The sequence below is a fragment of the Acidovorax temperans genome (assembly GCF_028596105.1).
In the GTDB taxonomy this organism is placed as follows: domain Bacteria; phylum Pseudomonadota; class Gammaproteobacteria; order Burkholderiales; family Burkholderiaceae_C; genus Acidovorax; species Acidovorax temperans.
In genome coordinates, this window is sequence record NZ_CP117193.1 from 4,154,988 (window position 1) to 4,170,698 (window position 15,711).

Below are 15,711 nucleotides of genomic sequence, written 5' to 3' on the forward strand. Positions count from 1 at the left end.
GCTCAAGGCCCAAACGTCAAAGCCCCTGCCGGTGTGCACCGGCAGGGGCTTTTTTCATGCATGCCCTGCAGCCTGAAGCCAGCGGCTGGCAGAACTCACACAACGACGATTGACAGGCCAGCTTACGGAGCTGTCACGTCGTCGAAGTGCTCAACATTGGGCGGCGACTGGAAAAACGGGCCAATGACTTCGCGCCACTGGGCAAACGCGGGCGACTGGCGAAAGCCCACCGTGTGGGCTTCCAAAGATGCCCATTGCACCTGCAGCACCACGCGCCCGGGGCTTTCCTGGCTGGCGTAGATCGAGTGGCCCAGGTAGCCCTCTGACTTGGCCAGATAGGCCACAGCAGCCCGGTTGATGGCCTCCAGGAAAGCCGTGCGGTCCTCGGGGCGGATCTTGAATTCAGCGATTTCTGTGATCATGGGTCATGCTCGGTTGGTTATCGCGGGTGATTTTGCTCCAACGCAGCGGCTCTGCAGGAATACAGATTCAAAACATCCACTGCGCCAACGCGACATGGCGGTGCGATTTGACAAGAGAGCCGTCACAACTGCGACCAGGTCGCGTCAGCCTGTTGCAGCTCTCTCAAAAAGGCGTGGTATTTGGCGGGTGACCCCGATGGGTCGGGAGACGATATTGGTTAAAGCAGCTTGAAGGTCGCTCATGCAGCGGTTGCTGTCGGTCGCGGCCGTGACCTGAGTTCACGGTGCCTGGCACAAAGCTGTCATTGGCTCACCCAGCAGCGCGGCAGCATCGATGACCGGTATCGAGGGAGCTGCAGTCATGGTCTAGCACACGTCTCCCCATGAACGGGCACGACCCTACGCCTACCTGCGCGATGTCATGGCACGCCTGCCCATGCAGCCCGCCACCCAGATCGGCGAGCTGCTGCCATACCGCTGGCAGTCAGCCTGACAGCGCATATTCAGATACACGACCGCGCCCCGCAGTCAAGATGGGATCGCCGCGCGATTACGGGCGTCCTACAACCCTTAACTTAAGTCGGCCTACAGGCGAACAGTTGCCCCTCGGTCCCATGCCCCACGGCTGCATGGAATCCAAGTTCCATACCTAGGGCAATGCTGAACAAGTAACGTCATATCCATCGCACAGCCATTTGAATGCCAAATGGCCCGCAAAGATACTGTGCTTTGCCCCACAGGGCCTGTTTCGGGAGCCTTTGAGCCCCCTTCGGACCCTTACGGGCGCACCTGTCCCTGCAGGCGCCCTCGGGCAAGGTAGATGTTGGCCAGCGCCAAGGCCGTGAACGCACGCGTGGCGTTCTTTTGCAGCCCGCGATAGCGCACCTTGGTGAATCCCCACAGGCGCTTTACCACCGCAAAGACATGCTCGACCCGAGCGCGCACCCGCGATTTGTTGCGGTTCTTGGCCCGCTGAACTTCGTCCACCTCGCCTGCACGGCGGGTGCGCTGGTTGGTGAAGTCCTTGGCCTTGGGGGCCTTGCTCGCTATCAGTGCTTTCTGGCTGGCATAGGCCGAGTCGCCGTACACGCGCCGCTCATTGCCATGCAGCAGATCGGGCAGAGGGTGTTTGTCATGCACGTTGGCCGCCGTCACCACGGCGCTGTGCGCCAGCCCGCTTTGGCTGTCCACGCCAATGTGCAGCTTCATGCCGAAATACCATTGCTGGCCTTTGCGTGTCTGGTGCATATCGGGGTCGCGCGCCTTGTCGGCGTTCTTGGTGGAGCTGGGCGCTGCGATGATCGTGGCATCCACGATGGTGCCGGTGTTGACCTTCAAGCCGCGCTCCTGCAATTGCTGGCCTACCTTGGCAAACAGGGCTTCGCCCAGTTTGTGCTCATGGAGCAGTTTGCGAAACTTCAGCAGCGTGGTGGCATCGGGCACGCGCTCGCGGCCCAGGTCAATGCCCACAAAGCGGCGCAGACTGGCACTGTCATACAGAGCCTCCTCGCACGCCAGATCGGCCAGGTTGAACCAGTGCTGAAGAAAATGGATGCGCAGCATGCGCTCAAGGCCAATGGGCGGGCGGCCGTTGCCGGCCTTGGGGTAGTGCGGCTCTATCACCTGGCACAGGGCGGCCCAAGGCACTATTGTCTGCATGGTCCGCAAGAACTCTTCGCGTCGGGTGGGTTTGCGCGAATGCTCGAATCCGTTGTCTTGATCTGCGGCCATTGCCAGGGTCTGCTGCTTCATCTGCGGATAACGTTTGACCCCCCTCAACGGTGGACCTTAATCAGCGTTGCCCTAGGCAATTTTCTGACTTACGCTATGCGCCAAACCCAGGAAGGTCGAGATCAGAGGAGCTTGATGCCGCTCCTTTCTACAGATGAAGTGCACCTGTGTCGCCATGCTGGTGTCTGAAATAGTTAACTTAACAAGGCGAGGATCCGGCCTGTAGGCTGTTTCCGCCACGACGCCTAGGCCCAGCCCCTCCGCCACCGCCTCTCGAACGGACTCGCGGCTGCCCATCTCCAGAGCCACCTGCACCTCGACGCCTCGCTCCTTTAGTTCTTGTTCAAACACGCGTCTGGTCGTCGATCCTTCCTCTCGGATGACGAACCTCTGACCCTGCAGATCACGCAGTTTGAGAGTGGCCCGTTGCGCGAGTGGGTGTTGGGTGTTGCCGAATATCACCAATCGCTGGGTACGGTAAGCCGCGCCAAATAGATCTGGGTGAGCGACGTGATTGAGCACCATGCCCACGTCTCCCTGGTAGTCAAGAATCTTTTCAGTGATGGTTCGCGAGTCGCCTACGCCAACAGCCACGTTGACCTGGGGGAACTGTTTCATGAACAGCTTCAACACGGGCAGCACGTTGTGCGGCCCGATGGCATGGATGACCAGTCGCCCTACGTATTGATTTTTCGCAGCAGCGAGCAGTGCGTGCGCATCTTCCTCGCCACTGAAGGTACGCCGGGTGTAGTCCAACAGAGTGCGTCCAAAGGACGTGAGTTCAAGCCGCCGCCCGCGCCGATGAAAAAGCTCCACGCCGAAGTCGACCTCCAGGCGCTGTATGTGTGAAGAAACAGTCGGTTGTTGAATAGCGAGCACTCTCGCGGCAGCGGTCATGCTGCCGGCTCGGGCCGTTGCGTCAAAGGCCTTCAAGGCTGCGAGGAGGCTGAGTCCAGACATTGATGTGATCTATGGGTGCCCTCATTTTTAGGGATGAAAGTTTCATATTCATGACATCTTGGTCACCCAGACTTGAGCTGTGCTTCCACTGAAGCTGTTTCTTCCAGAACCTCCTCTTTCCCGAGAGATACTTCTGACCACTTGAGTCCTGGTGTGCGTCTAGCGCACCACAACAAATGAAACCGAGCTATGAAAACTGCAATTCGCGAGAGCCATCTGAGCTTGCGGGGTATCACGGTGACCTATGCCGATGGTCACACAGCGCTTGCGCCCACCTCGCTGGAGGTACAGCATGGCGGGTTCCTTGTGCTGCTGGGCGCGTCGGGCGCGGGAAAGTCAACGCTGCTGCGCAGCATCAATGGCTTGGTTAGCCCCACAGACGGAGAGGTGTCGGTGGCCGATCTGCCGGGCGGCACCGTCTCAAAACGCAACCTTCTTGAGCATCGGCGCCACTGCGGCATGGTGTTCCAGCAGCACCACCTGATCGGGCGGCAAAGCGTGCTGGCCAATGTGTTGATGGGCAAGCTCGCCACCCGCGGATCTCTGGCGTCGTTGTGGCCTTGGAGCAAGGCTGACAAGCTGGAGGCGCTGGCGGCCATTGACCGCGTAGGCCTGCTTGAGAAAGCCCTAGCACGGGCAGACACCTTGTCTGGTGGGCAACAACAACGCATTGGCATTGCGCGTGCCTTGGTGCAAAAGCCCCGCCTGCTGCTGGCCGATGAGCCGGTGGCCAGCCTCGACCCGGCGACCGCGCAGAGTGTGTTGACCCTGCTTCACGACATCTGCAAGAAAGACCGACTCACGGCCATCGTGAGTCTGCATCAAGTCAACCTCGCGCGCATGTTCGCCGACCGCATTGTGGGCCTTCGCCAGGGCCAGGTGGTGTTCGACGGGACAGCAGCGCAGTTGACGGAAGAAGCCCAGTCTGCCCTGTACGCGAAGTCGTCACCTGTCGAACCGTCCCGTTCTTCCTAACCTGCCAACATGGGCAGTCAATTTGATTCCCCCTCTCAATCCAAGGAGTTTTTACCGTGCTGAATCGCCGCCGTTTCCAATTTATCGCTGCCGCCACTTTGGCCGCCCTGTTGCCACTTGGCGCCCATGCCGAGGGCAAAAATCCTTCCAAGCTTCGCGTTGCACTGTTGCCGGACGAAAACGCCGCCACCATCATTCAGAACGCACAGCCTCTGAAGCGGTACCTGGAACAGACCCTGAAGAAGGAAATAGAGATTACGGTGACTACGGACTACTCGTCGATGATTGAAGCCATGCGCTTTGGCCGCATCGAGGTGGCCTACTTTGGACCGTTCTCTTACGTGCTGGCCAAGTCCAAGGCGCCCAACATTGAGCCTTTTGCCGTTGGCGTGGAGCGCGGCTCTCCGACCTACCAGTCGGTTCTCATTGCCACGGCGGGCGGCCCGGTCAAGACCCTGGCTGACGTTCGTGGAAAGCCTTTTGGCTTTGGCGATCAGGCTTCGACGTCCGGTCACCTTGTACCGCGCGCGCACTTGCTTAAAAACCACCAACTGAACGGCGAGACTGACTACCGCCCCGTTCACCTGGGCACGCACGATGCCGTGGCCCGAGCTGTTCAGGCAGGGCAGGTTCCCGCCGGCGCTCTGTCAAAAACCATTCTGGACAACCTCATCGCAAAGGGCATGGTGGATGCCAACAAGATTGTGCAACTTGAACTGTCGGCACCCATTCCGAACTATCCCATTGCGATGCAAGGTAATCTCACGCCGGAGCTCAAGGAAGCCATCCGAGCCGCCTTTCTTCAGATGAAGGACGCCGAGATTCTCAAGTTATTCCGTGTGCAGGCCTTTGCCGCGACCGATGACAAGGCCTACGACGTTCTGCGTGACACCGCACAAATTCTCAAGCTTGATCTGGGACGCATGAAATGACATCGGTAGCCTTGGAATCCATCATTGCCATTGACGGACAGCGGCGACTCAGACGGCTGGGCGCAGCCTGCGTAGTCCTGCTCGTTTGCACGCTGGCATTGTTTGTCACCGGTTTCTTTGACGCGCAGCGTTTCATCGAAGGGGCTCCTGCCATTCAGCAGTTGGCCTCTGAGATGGTGCCGCCGAATTTCGAGCGCTGGGAGCACTGGGTCATTCCATTGCGTGACACCTTAGCCATGTCGATCGCAGGCACGGCGCTGACCGTTCTGGCGTCGTTGCCGCTGGCCCTGGTGGCGGCGCCCAACACCGCGCCGAATGCGGTGGTTGGGCGAATCGTCAGAACCATCTTGGCTGCATTTCGGTCTGTGCCTGAAATCATCCTGGGCATTCTGTTCGTCGCGGCCGTGGGCTTTGGGGCATTGCCTGGTGTGCTGGCGTTGGCCCTGCATTCCACGGGCATGGTGGCCAAGTTCTACGCCGAAGCCATAGAGCACGTGGACCCGAAACCTCTGGAGGCCGCTAAGGCCGCGGGCGCAAGCCGGTTTCAGGTCATCACCCATGCTGTGTTACCGCAGGTTTTGCCCCAGTTGGCGGACATCACCATCTACCGATGGGAATATCACTTTCGCGCATCGGCAGTGATGGGCATCGTGGGTGCGGGCGGCATTGGCTTTGAACTCATGGCGGCTCTGCGCCTGACCAAGTACGACGAAGTCTCCGCCATTTTGCTGTCCATCCTCATATGCGTGCTCGTGGTCGACGGCATTGGGTCGGCGCTTCGCAAACATCTGAAATAGAAAGAGAGAGGAAGGTAATGATGCCGAAAATTGTGGTGACGCAGCCCATTCATGAAGAGGTACTGGCGCGTCTTATGCAGGTTGGTGAAGTGGTGATGAATCCCGGTCCTGAGCCGTGGAGCGAGGCCGAGCTCCACCGTCATCTGAAGGATGCCGACGCAATGATGGCTTTCATGCCTGACCGGGTAGATCAGCGAACCCTGTTGCACGCTCCCAGGCTCAAGACCATCGCTTGCGCCCTGAAGGGGTATGACAACTTTGACCTCAAGGCATGTGCGCAAGCCGGTGTCAGCGTGAGCTTCGTTCCTGACCTGCTCACAGAACCCACGGCAGAACTCGCCATTGGGCTGGCCATCGCCGCCGCGCGCCATGTGCTGGCAGGTGACTTCAGTGTTCGCAAGAGCTACGCAGGATGGCGTCCCCAGCTGTACGGAATGGGGTTGCACGGCTCGATAGTGGCGGTCGTCGGACTTGGCGCCGTTGGGCGGGCCATTGTGGACCGTCTCTGTGGCTTCGGGTGCGCTCAACTGCTGGGCGTGGACCCGCATGGTGATGACGAACGCCTGACCATGGTGAGCCTGGGTGAGGCCCTGTCGCAATCCGACTATGTCATTCTGGCCGTTCCGCTGCTGGACGTAACGCGTCACCTCGTCAATGACACCATGCTTGAAGGTGTTCGGCGGGGGCAGATCCTGGTCAACATTGGGCGAGGCTCGGTTGTGGACGAGGCTGCCGTGGCACGGGCGCTCAAGGACGAGCGCCTGGGTGCATACGCCGCCGATGTCTATGAGATGGAGGACTGGCTGCTTGCAGATCGCCCTCGCCAGATTCATCCGGAACTCTTGCAACACCCCTCCACCGTCTTCACTCCCCACATCGGATCGGCTGTGAAGAAGGTCCGTCTCGCTATCGAGTTGCGCGCTGCTGAAAATTTGCTCGTTGCGTTAAATGGTAATGAGCCGCTTGCACACTACGAGGCATCGCACTGAGCGGCTCATGTGGCAGCTTCGCACTGCTCGGTGCAGCCATGAGGTCACCACACCAGAGAATGCTTTTGGACGTTCTATGGTTCTGGCCGATCTAATTCTTTGAGAAGACCTTGGCTACGTGTTTCGGACCCGCGGGCCAACTGCGGATGCTCTTCGCAATGGTTCCGATAAGCCGTGCCGCCAAGTATCCGGGGTGGGATTCCCCCGGTTTCTCGGACGGTTTTCTGGGATCGTTGCCTACATCAACACCGACCGCAGCGGGTCGGGAGAACCAATTCATCCTTGGTGTGATCAGTTGCTCCTGCTACCTTGCCCGGCTCGCATCAATAGAGTGACCGGTCTGAGCAACAAAGCGGTCGCTTGAGACCCTGCTCGGCCAATGACCAGTTGCGCAACACGCGAACTTTCAGGCGTTAGGTTCGAGTGTCGGAGATCAGCCTGAAGCCGACAACCCACACCTCAATCTCAGTGCGCAGTGGCCTTGGAGAAGACATTGATGACCACGACACCCGCGCATATCAAACCCATGCCGATCAGCGCCGGGGCATCCAGCGTTTGTTGAAAAACGATCCAGCCAACCAGTGAGATCAGGACAATGCCCACCCCTGACCAGATCGCGTAGGCGATGCCGGTGGGGATGACAGCCAACGTTTGGGACAGCGCATAGAAAGACACGCAATACATGAGCACGGTGAAGATGCTGGGCACCAGCCTGGTGAAGCCGTGTGACGACTTCATGGCGCTGGTGGCGATGACCTCGCAGAGGATGGCCACGGCCAGGAAAAGGTAAGGTTTAGACATGGTCGGATTCTCCAGAGCACTGCCCACTCCCGCTTAAAAATAGGGGCTTTGGGCCCGCACTCGTTTTCAGAACCTGTTCAATATCTTTTTGGAGTTGCACAAGTGCCTTGCCGGGATGGGCTGCTAGGCGCAGCGCGCAGCCAATAGCCCGTGCTATTGGCAAGCGGTGCAACAACGCAGACCGCGCGGCAAGACACTTGCCCGAAGGGTTGGAGTGAAATCGGGCGATTGGACGCCTCGGCTGCTTGCATGGGCACCAGCCCATGCGGCGCACCCGAAGCATCCACTCGTCCCGATTGCACTCCAATGCAATCTCCAAAAAGATATTGAACAGGTTCTCAGACAACGAGACATACAGGCTTGGCAACCACCAATAATCACCACCATGCTGCACTACCTCACCGTTCCCGTTACCCCCTTCCAGCAAAACGCCTCCATCGTGTGGTGCGATGCCACGCGCCAGGCCGCCGTGATTGACCCGGGGGGCGACCTCGATGTGCTGCTGGGCGAGGTGGATCGCCTGGGGCTCACGCTGGGCCAGATCTGGCTCACGCACGCCCATATCGACCATGCGGGCGGCACGGGCGAGTTGGCCCAGCGCTTGCAGTTGCCCATCGTGGGGCCACACCCGGGCGATCAGTTCTGGATTGACGGGCTGCCGCAGCAAAGCGCGATGTTCGGCTTTCCGCCCGCGCAGCACTTCACGCCTACGCGCTGGCTGCACGATGGCGACACGGTGCAAGTGGGCAACGAGACGCTGAATGTGCGCCACTGCCCCGGCCACACGCCGGGCCATGTGGTGTTCCATGCGCCGCAGATCGACCGCGCCTTTGTGGGCGATGTGCTGTTTGCCGGCAGCATTGGGCGCACCGATTTCCCGCAGGGCAACCATGAGCAGCTCATCGACAGCATCACCCAGCGCCTGTGGCCCATGGGCGACCAGACCGTGTTCATTCCGGGCCATGGCCCCGAAAGCACCTTCGGACGCGAGCGCCGCAGCAACCCCTACGTGGGCAACACCTGATTCGTAGCGACGCACTTCAAGGGCAACCCCGCGTTGCGCCAGCGGCTGGGGGAGTTTTAATGAAAATGGCCTCCAGCGCTTGATATAAAAGCGCCAGCAGCTATTACTTTAATAGCAAAACTCCAATAACCTGCGCCGTTCACTCAAGCCCCTGGCGGGTTGCCCGCATGTGCACCGAACGCGCGCAGGACTCTTTGGAGCGCATAGCACCCCCAAGTATCAATTTGTAAGCATAATTACGATTTCCGACGCCCGCCGGGCTAACAGGGCCGATCCCATGAACTCTGCTGCACTGCCGTCTGCCGACCTGGCATGGTCCAGCCCCGCCACGCCGCGCGGCTCCAGCCTGGCGGGTAAAGCCTACTGGGCCATGGTGCGGCGGCTGGTGCTCACCGCAGCGTGCATTGATGTGGGCTACATCGCGCTGTTTATGTGGCTGGGGTCGTGGCCGCTCACGCTGGTCAATGTGGGCAGCATTGCGCTGTATCTGACAGCCTACGCGCTCATCCGGCACCGCAAAAATGCCTGGGGGCTCACTCTGATCTGGTTGGAGGTGGCTGCGCACACGGCCCTGGGTTCGCTGCTGATTGGCTGGGAAAGCGGCTTTCACTACTACCTGCTGTTGTTTGTGCCCGCCATTGTGGTGGCCAATGCGGGCCGCTATGCGGTGCCGTTTGTGGTGGCGCTGCTGGCCTACTACCTGGGGCTGTGGGCGCTGTGCAATCACCTTGGCCCGCTGGAACCCTTGACCGGCAAGGGCCAGCAGATCGTCAACTGGATCCACATCTGCATTGCGTTTGCGTTGTCGGCAGCCCTGGCGGGCCACTACCGGCGCACCATCGTGATTGCCGAACGCAAGCTACTCAAGATGGCGACGCTGGACGGCCTGACCGGCCTGTACAACCGCAGCCATTTTCAGAGCCAGGCCCGGCACGCGCTGGCAGTGTGCGAGCGTACCCAGGAACCCGTGGCCCTGCTGCTGTGCGATATCGACCACTTCAAACAGGTGAACGACACGCACGGGCACGCCGTGGGCGACCAGGTGCTGCAGGCCACGGCGAAGATCATGACCCAGAACATGCGCGCAGGCGACCTGCTGGCCCGCTGGGGCGGCGAAGAGTTTCTGGCACTGTTGCCGCGCACCTCGCCCACCGCCGCGCTGGAAGCGGCCGAGCGCATCCGCGAGGCCGTAGAAGCGTTCACACTGAGGGTGAGTGACACCAACACCCAGGTGCGCGTGACTGTGTCATTCGGGGTGAGCAGCGTGCGGCGCCTGGACGACCTGCAAGCCGCCACCGCCCGTGCCGATCAGGCGCTGTACGCCAGCAAAGACAACGGGCGCAACCGCGTCACGCTGGCAGAAGACCAGTAAGAACCTGTTCTAAACCGCCTCAGCCCGCCTTGCGCGCCGCCTGGTACAGGCCCTGCACCTTGGGCACGTTTTGCTGCAACTCGCGGATGCGGTCGGGCCCCGAGGGGTGGGTGGACAAAAACGCGAGCCCCGCCTGCTGGCTGCCCGAGGCCTTGCCCATCTTCTGCCACAGGCTCACCGAAGCATCGGGCAGGTAGCCTGCACGTGCAGCCAGTTCCAGCCCCACCAGGTCGGCATCGGTTTCATCGGATCGGCTGAACTTGAGCGTGAGCAGCTGCGCGCCCAGGCCCGCTGCGGCGTTGCCCAGGTCGCCCAAACCCAGCAGCTGTGCGCCCAGGCGCACACCCAGGTTGGTGGCCTGCGTTTTGGCCAGCCGTTCGCGGGCATGCTCGCGCAGGGCGTGGGCCATTTCGTGGCCCATGATCATGGCGGCTTCGTCGTCGGTGAGCTTCAGCTTGTCGAGGATGCCGGTGTAGAAGGCGATCTTGCCGCCGGGCATGCAAAAGGCGTTGATCTGCTGGCTACCAATCAGGTTCACCTCCCAGCGCCACTGGCCAGCGCGCTCGTTCCAGGGGGCGGTGAACGGGATGAGCCGCTTGGCAATGGCGTGCAGCCGCTGCAGCTGGGGGTGTTCGGGGGGCGCCAGGGCGCGCTTGGCGCGGGCCTGATCCAGCATCTGCTGGTATTGCTGCGCGGCCGAGCGCTCCAGTGTCTCGGCAGGCACCAGCTTGCGCAGGGGCGAGGCCGAACCCACCTCCACCTGGGCCAGCGCGGGCGCTACAGCGGCGCTGCCAGCCGCCAGCAAAAAGCCACGGCGCGCGGACCATGGCGATGAAGGCGCAACAGAAGGAGGGGGGCACAAAAAGCACATGCAGGAATAATAGACAAAAACCCGCATTCACCATGTCAGACGCGTCCCACCCAGCCTCCCCTTCGGCCTCCACCCCGCCTCCTGTCACCCCCCGCCCCAGCTGGCTGCAAACCCTGCGCGTGTACCTGGAGCCTGCCAGCCTGCGCATGCTGGCGCTGGGGTTCTCGGCCGGGCTGCCGCTGTTGCTGGTGCTGGGCACGCTGAGCTTTCGGCTGCGCGAGGCGGGTATTGACCGCAGCACTATTGGCTACCTGAGCTGGGTGGGCCTGGCCTATGGCTTCAAGTGGGTGTGGGCGCCGCTGGTGGACCGGCTGCCGATTCCGCTGCTCACGCGCTGGCTGGGGCGGAGACGCAGCTGGCTGCTGCTGTCGCAGTGCCTGGTGGTGGCAGGGCTGGTGGGCATGGCCGTGAGCGACCCGCGCGACGCGCTGGGCCCCATCGTGTGGTGCGCGCTGGCGGTGGCCTTTGGCTCGGCCACGCAAGACATTGCGCTGGATGCGTTTCGCATCGAATCAGCCGACGCGAATCACCAGGCAGCGCTGGCCGCGTCGTACCAGACGGGTTACCGGCTGGCGATGATCTGGGCGGGTGCCGGGGTGCTGTGGATTGCCGACCGCTCGGAAGTGCTGCCCGCGCTGGGCCAGGCCGCCACCTACCAGAACGCCGCCTGGATGATGGCCTACCTGGTGATGGCCGTGTCGATGGTGGTGGGCATGGTGACGGTGCTGTTCTCGAACGAGCCCGCCCGCGTGCAACTGCCCCCCGCCAAAAACCTGGCCGTGTGGCTGCAAGGTGCGGTGGTGGAGCCGTTTGCCGACTTTCTGCGCCGCTACGGCTGGCACGCGGCACTCATCCTGGCGCTGATTGCCGTGTACCGCATCAGCGATGTGGTGATGGGCATCATGGCCAACCCGTTTTATGTGGACATGGGCTACACCAAGGCCGAAGTCGCCACCGTCACCAAGATCTACGGCGTGGTGATGACGCTGCTGGGCGCGTTTGTGGGCGGGGTGCTGTCGATGCGCTTTGGCGTGATGCGCATCCTGATGCTGGGCGCGCTGCTGAGCGCGGGCAGCAACCTGCTGTTTGCCTGGCTGGCCGGGCACGGGCACGACGTGACGGCGCTGATTGCCGTGGTGTCGGCCGACAACCTGGCCGGGGGCGTGGCGTCGGCCGCGTTCATTGCCTACCTCTCCAGCCTGACAAACGTGAGCTATTCGGCCACGCAGTACGCGCTGTTCAGCTCCATGATGCTGCTGCTGCCCAAGTTTGTGGCCGGTTTTTCGGGCGACTACGTGAATGCCTTTGGCTACGCGCAGTTCTTTACCTCCACCGCCTTGCTGGGCGTGCCGGTGCTGCTGCTGGTGTGGCTGGCATCCAAGGTCAAAACAGGCACCAGCGCTTGATATAAAAGCGCAAGCAGCTATATTTTGTATAGCAATTACTGCAACAACACAGCCCGGCTTTTACGGCAGCTTTACACAAGCGACAAGCGCACTGCACGCCCCCAGGGCACGATCGGGCGAACTGGCACCCCACCGCACCCACTAGACACCACACCATGAGCTCGCAACTGCTGATGATCGAAGACGACACCCGCCTCGCAGAGATGGTGGGTGAATACCTGGGCCAGTCGGGTCTGCATGTGACCCACCGGGCCGATGGCAAAAGCGGCCTGGCCCAATTGCAGGGCCCCGAGGCTGGCCCCCTGCCCGACCTGGTCATCCTGGACCTGATGCTGCCCGACATGGACGGCCTGGAGGTTTGTCGCCGCATCCGCTCGCTGCAAGGCCCCGCCGCCCAGGTGCCGGTGCTGATGCTCACCGCCAAGGGCGATCCCATGGATCGCATCATCGGCCTGGAGCTGGGCGCTGACGACTACCTGCCCAAGCCGTTTGAACCGCGCGAGCTGCTGGCGCGCATCCGCGCCATCCTGCGCCGGCGCACGGATGGCGGCACCCCCGCCGCCACGCCCGCGCTGCGCTTTGGCTCGCTGGAGATTGACCGCGACGCCCGCACCGTCACCGTGGGCGGGCAGGTAGCCGACCTCACCTCGTACCAATTCGACCTGCTGGTCACGCTGGCCGAGCGCGCGGGCCGCGTGCTGACGCGCGACCAGATCATGGAGGCGGTGCGCGGCCGTGAGCTGGAGGCGTTTGACCGCAGCATCGACGTGCACATGGGCCGCATTCGCGCCGCCATCGAGGCAGATGCCAAAAACCCGCGCCGCATCCTCACCGTGCGCGGTGTGGGCTATGTGTTTGCCAAGCAGCAAGACTGAGCCGTGAAACTCTCCAACCCCTTCGCCCGGCGCCTGTCCCTGCGCATCTGGCTGACCGTGGTGGTCGGCATGGCGGTGCTGACACTGGCCGTGGGCTGGGCGTGGCGCGTGGCGGTGGAGGAAAACAGCCTGAACCAGCCCACCGCGCCCGGGCGCGAGATGGTGCTGCGCGGCCCCGACGGCCAGGCAGTGGTGCGCGGCTATGCGCTGCGCGAACCGGGGCCACCGGGCGAAGGCATCAACTTTCGCATCCAGACCGACACGGGCGAAAAGTACACCATGGAGCTGGGCCCCAAGCCCCCGCGCGAAGACCGTCGCGAAGAGCGCCGTGGCGAACGCCGGGCCCACGGCATGCAACCGCCCGGAGGCCCTCCCGGTGGCGGGCCCGACCGCACAGTGGCCTTCTGGCTGCGCCCGCCCTTTGGCTTTGTGTGGATGCTGGGCATCATGGGCGTGGCGGTCGCCCTGGGTGTGTACCCTGTCATCCGGCGGCTGACGCTGCGGCTGGAAGCCCTGCAGCGCAGCGTGAAGAAGTTTGGCGAAGGCGACCTGTCGGTGCGCGTGCCGGACACCGGGCAGGACGAAGTGGCCGACCTGGCACGCCAGTTCAACGCGTCGGCCGAGCGGATCGAAACGCTGGTGAAGTCACACAAGTCCCTGCTGGCCAATGCCTCGCACGAACTGCGTTCGCCGCTTACCCGCATCCGCATGGGGCTGGAGCTGATGGGGGGGCAGACGCCCTCGCCCACCTTCCGTGCTGAAATCCTGCGCAACATTGCCGAGCTGGACCAACTGGTGGATGAAATCCTGCTGGCCAGCCGCCTGGACGCCCGCGAGGCCGATGTGGGCACCGTGGAAGACGTGGACCTGATCGGCCTGGCCGCCGAAGAATGCGCCCGCGTGGACGCGGACCTGGACGTGAGCGCCGTGCCAGAAGGGCTGGAAGTGCGCGGCATCTCCAAACTGCTGCGCCGCGCCATTCGCAACCTGCTGGAAAACGCGCGCCGCTACAGCACGGGCGAAATCACCGTGCAGGTGCTGCGCAGCGGCACCTTGGCCGAAGTGCGTGTGTGCGACCGGGGCCCAGGCGTGCCGCTGGACCAGCGCGAACGCATCTTCGAGCCCTTCTACCGCCTGCCCGGCGCCAGCGAACGCTCGGGCGGCGTGGGCCTGGGGCTGGCGCTGGTGCGGTCCATCGCCGGGCGCCACAGCGGCAGCGTGCACTGCGAAGACCATGCCGGTGGCGGTGCCTGTTTTGTGCTGCGCCTGCCGCTGGCGCTGACGAAATAAAGCCCGCCACGCGAACTCAACGGGGCCGCAAAGGCCAGCGCCACACCATCACCGCGTACAACACGGCGCCCAGCACCAGGGCCGCCGCAGCCGCCACCAGCCCCTGGGTGAAGCCCTGGCTGGGCGTGGCGGCGCGGTGCAGCGTCCAGGCCACCATGGGCGGGCCGATGATCTGGCCCAGACCGTAAGCGGCGGTGAGCAGCCCGGTGAAGCTGTCTCCCGCCGAAGGCCACACCCGGCGCGCCTCTTGCAAGCCAAAGAACGTGATGGCGGTGAACGGCAGGCCCAGCAACCAGCTGCCCAGCGCAAACCCGCCCACGCCGGGCCACACCAGGCTCAGACCAATCGCAGCCGCCTGCAGCAGATAAGCCACCAGCAGCAGCCAGCGCCGGTCCCACGCCACTGGCGCGCGCGTGGACAGGGCGGCCCCCATGGCCACGCCCATGCCGAACAGAGGCCAGAACAAGTCGGGCCACACCGAGCCAGCAGGCAAGGCTGCGCGTGCAATCACCGGCAAAAACGTGGCGGTGACGATGTAGCCCAGCCCCGCCAAACCATAGGCCAGCGTGAGCGCGCCGCGTGCTGCGGGCCCCAGGCCGGGGGGGTTGGCTACGGGTGCGGAGCTGGCGGTAGCAGCCGCCTGCGGCAGGCCCTGTACCACCGGCCACACCAGCACGCACAACCCCACGCACAGCAGGCCAAACACCGCCCAGCCCGCCGCAGCAGGCCAATGCCACGCCACCATGGCGCTGGCCGACAAGCCCGTGAGCGCAATGCCCAGGCCCGGCCCGCTGAAAATCAGCCCGCCCAGCGCGGGTTGTCCCAGCGCCACCAGGCGCAACATGCACCAGGCGGCAATATTGAGCAGCACCACCGCACTGGCCACCCCCGCACCGAACCGCAATGCTGCCCAGGCCCATGGCAAGGGCAACGCCATGGCCAGCGTGAGCAGCACCGTGGCCGCCAGCCCCCAGCGGGCCAGGCGTGCCGGGTGCCAGCGCTGGCGTGCTTTCGGCGCCACCCAGGGCAGCGCCATGCACGCCAGAGCCCCTAGCAGGTAGCCCACATAGTTGGCCGTGGCCAGCCAGCTGCCGTCCACCAAGGTGATCACGCCATCGCTCAGCATCATGGGCAGCAGCGGCGTGAAGGCAAACCGGCCAATACCCATGGCCGCCGCCAACGCGGCCATGCCCGCCAGGGCGACCACGTAGGGGCGGTCAGACAGGGCGCGCGGGGCCGGAGGCGGGGAGGGGTTCGGCATGAAAA

At 63.1% G+C, this 15,711-nt stretch carries 15 protein-coding genes and 1 pseudogene; 10 read left to right on the plus strand and 6 right to left on the minus strand.

Translation table 11 applies throughout. The features are described from left to right. Window positions 1–122: 122 nt before the first annotated feature. The gene (locus PQV96_RS19530) at window positions 123–422 is read right to left on the minus strand and encodes an antibiotic biosynthesis monooxygenase family protein (RefSeq protein WP_066788990.1); all 300 of its coding nucleotides are present in this window, start codon (window positions 420–422) and stop codon (window positions 123–125) included. Between the two features lie 383 nt (window positions 423–805). Here PQV96_RS19530 and PQV96_RS19535 point away from each other — a divergent pair. Continuing rightward, window positions 806–915 (plus strand): annotated as a pseudogene (locus PQV96_RS19535) (transposase domain-containing protein); the annotation flags it as partial. A gap of 284 nt (window positions 916–1,199) precedes the next feature. Here the strand turns inward: PQV96_RS19535 and PQV96_RS19540 are convergent. Together PQV96_RS19540 and PQV96_RS19545 are read right to left on the minus strand one after the other, a co-directional pair. Next, the gene (locus tag PQV96_RS19540) at window positions 1,200–2,174 is read right to left on the minus strand and encodes an IS5 family transposase (RefSeq protein ID WP_273623932.1); all 975 of its coding nucleotides are present in this window, start codon (window positions 2,172–2,174) and stop codon (window positions 1,200–1,202) included. A 51-nt stretch (window positions 2,175–2,225) separates the two neighbouring features. Continuing rightward, a complete protein-coding gene (locus PQV96_RS19545; protein WP_015913025.1) occupies window positions 2,226–3,113 on the minus strand; it encodes a LysR substrate-binding domain-containing protein in 888 nt (295 codons plus the stop codon). A gap of 189 nt (window positions 3,114–3,302) precedes the next feature. On the opposite strand from PQV96_RS19545, the gene phnC reads away from it, so the two are divergent. Genes phnC through PQV96_RS19565 form a run of 4 tightly spaced genes read left to right on the plus strand, consistent with a single transcriptional unit; the run spans window position 3,303 to window position 6,806 of the window. Then, window positions 3,303–4,088, plus strand: coding sequence for a phosphonate ABC transporter ATP-binding protein (gene phnC, locus PQV96_RS19550; protein ID WP_273623933.1), 786 nt, complete (start codon window positions 3,303–3,305; stop codon window positions 4,086–4,088). Window positions 4,089–4,144: 56 nt separating this feature from the next. Continuing rightward, complete coding sequence (gene phnD / locus PQV96_RS19555; protein ID WP_015913023.1) at window positions 4,145–5,020, plus strand: phosphate/phosphite/phosphonate ABC transporter substrate-binding protein; 876 nt, start codon at window positions 4,145–4,147, stop codon at window positions 5,018–5,020. After that, complete coding sequence (phnE, locus tag PQV96_RS19560) at window positions 5,017–5,817, plus strand: phosphonate ABC transporter, permease protein PhnE (RefSeq protein WP_066698153.1); 801 nt, start codon at window positions 5,017–5,019, stop codon at window positions 5,815–5,817. Before phnD ends, phnE begins: the two co-directional genes overlap by 4 nt. A gap of 17 nt (window positions 5,818–5,834) precedes the next feature. Next, on the plus strand, window positions 5,835–6,806 hold the full coding sequence (locus tag PQV96_RS19565; protein ID WP_273623934.1) for a phosphonate dehydrogenase: 972 nt from the start codon (window positions 5,835–5,837) through the stop codon (window positions 6,804–6,806). Between the two features lie 465 nt (window positions 6,807–7,271). On the opposite strand, the gene PQV96_RS19570 is transcribed toward PQV96_RS19565, so the two are convergent. After that, window positions 7,272–7,607, minus strand: coding sequence for an SMR family transporter (locus tag PQV96_RS19570; protein ID WP_067512681.1), 336 nt, complete (start codon window positions 7,605–7,607; stop codon window positions 7,272–7,274). Window positions 7,608–7,992: 385 nt separating this feature from the next. Between PQV96_RS19570 and PQV96_RS19575 the strand changes: the two genes are divergently transcribed. Next, entirely contained in the window at window positions 7,993–8,631 is a 639-nt protein-coding gene (locus PQV96_RS19575; RefSeq protein WP_066698166.1) for an MBL fold metallo-hydrolase, read from the plus strand. Between the two features lie 277 nt (window positions 8,632–8,908). Then, entirely contained in the window at window positions 8,909–10,003 is a 1,095-nt protein-coding gene (locus PQV96_RS19580; protein ID WP_273623935.1) for a GGDEF domain-containing protein, read from the plus strand. A 19-nt stretch (window positions 10,004–10,022) separates the two neighbouring features. On the opposite strand, the gene PQV96_RS19585 is transcribed toward PQV96_RS19580, so the two are convergent. Next, window positions 10,023–10,874 (minus strand): M48 family metallopeptidase, encoded by an 852-nt coding sequence (locus PQV96_RS19585; RefSeq protein WP_273623936.1) that lies wholly within the window; start codon window positions 10,872–10,874, stop codon window positions 10,023–10,025. A 32-nt stretch (window positions 10,875–10,906) separates the two neighbouring features. On the opposite strand from PQV96_RS19585, the gene PQV96_RS19590 reads away from it, so the two are divergent. From PQV96_RS19590 to PQV96_RS19600, 3 genes are all read left to right on the plus strand, one after another. Further along, window positions 10,907–12,280: an AmpG family muropeptide MFS transporter gene (locus tag PQV96_RS19590; protein WP_273623937.1), complete on the plus strand. Its 1,374-nt coding sequence runs from the start codon at window positions 10,907–10,909 to the stop codon at window positions 12,278–12,280. Between the two features lie 155 nt (window positions 12,281–12,435). Further along, window positions 12,436–13,155 (plus strand): response regulator transcription factor, encoded by a 720-nt coding sequence (locus PQV96_RS19595; protein WP_066692541.1) that lies wholly within the window; start codon window positions 12,436–12,438, stop codon window positions 13,153–13,155. A gap of 3 nt (window positions 13,156–13,158) precedes the next feature. After that, the gene (locus PQV96_RS19600) at window positions 13,159–14,445 is read left to right on the plus strand and encodes an ATP-binding protein (RefSeq protein WP_273623938.1); all 1,287 of its coding nucleotides are present in this window, start codon (window positions 13,159–13,161) and stop codon (window positions 14,443–14,445) included. A 16-nt stretch (window positions 14,446–14,461) separates the two neighbouring features. Here the strand turns inward: PQV96_RS19600 and PQV96_RS19605 are convergent, their stop codons facing one another. After that, window positions 14,462–15,706 carry a YbfB/YjiJ family MFS transporter gene (locus PQV96_RS19605; RefSeq protein ID WP_273623939.1) on the minus strand — a complete coding sequence of 415 codons (1,245 nt, stop codon included), beginning with the start codon at window positions 15,704–15,706 and terminating at the stop codon, window positions 14,462–14,464. Window positions 15,707–15,711: the final 5 nt, after the last annotated feature.

What these genes read in the sequence shown, in the direction of transcription:
- PQV96_RS19575 (WP_066698166.1), top strand. Translation starts at nt 7,993, where the DNA reads ATGCTGCACTACCTCACCGTTCCCGTTACCCCCTTCCAGCAAAACGCC.
- PQV96_RS19570 (WP_067512681.1), bottom strand. Translation starts at nt 7,607, where the DNA reads ATGTCTAAACCTTACCTTTTCCTGGCCGTGGCCATCCTCTGCGAGGTC.
- PQV96_RS19605 (WP_273623939.1), bottom strand. Translation starts at nt 15,706, where the DNA reads ATGCCGAACCCCTCCCCGCCTCCGGCCCCGCGCGCCCTGTCTGACCGC.
- PQV96_RS19545 (WP_015913025.1), bottom strand. Translation starts at nt 3,113, where the DNA reads ATGTCTGGACTCAGCCTCCTCGCAGCCTTGAAGGCCTTTGACGCAACG.
- PQV96_RS19540 (WP_273623932.1), bottom strand. Translation starts at nt 2,174, where the DNA reads ATGAAGCAGCAGACCCTGGCAATGGCCGCAGATCAAGACAACGGATTC.
- PQV96_RS19590 (WP_273623937.1), top strand. Translation starts at nt 10,907, where the DNA reads ATGTCAGACGCGTCCCACCCAGCCTCCCCTTCGGCCTCCACCCCGCCT.
- phnC (WP_273623933.1), top strand. Translation starts at nt 3,303, where the DNA reads ATGAAAACTGCAATTCGCGAGAGCCATCTGAGCTTGCGGGGTATCACG.
- PQV96_RS19585 (WP_273623936.1), bottom strand. Translation starts at nt 10,874, where the DNA reads ATGTGCTTTTTGTGCCCCCCTCCTTCTGTTGCGCCTTCATCGCCATGG.
- PQV96_RS19530 (WP_066788990.1), bottom strand. Translation starts at nt 422, where the DNA reads ATGATCACAGAAATCGCTGAATTCAAGATCCGCCCCGAGGACCGCACG.
- PQV96_RS19595 (WP_066692541.1), top strand. Translation starts at nt 12,436, where the DNA reads ATGAGCTCGCAACTGCTGATGATCGAAGACGACACCCGCCTCGCAGAG.
- phnE (WP_066698153.1), top strand. Translation starts at nt 5,017, where the DNA reads ATGACATCGGTAGCCTTGGAATCCATCATTGCCATTGACGGACAGCGG.
- PQV96_RS19565 (WP_273623934.1), top strand. Translation starts at nt 5,835, where the DNA reads ATGATGCCGAAAATTGTGGTGACGCAGCCCATTCATGAAGAGGTACTG.
- PQV96_RS19580 (WP_273623935.1), top strand. Translation starts at nt 8,909, where the DNA reads ATGAACTCTGCTGCACTGCCGTCTGCCGACCTGGCATGGTCCAGCCCC.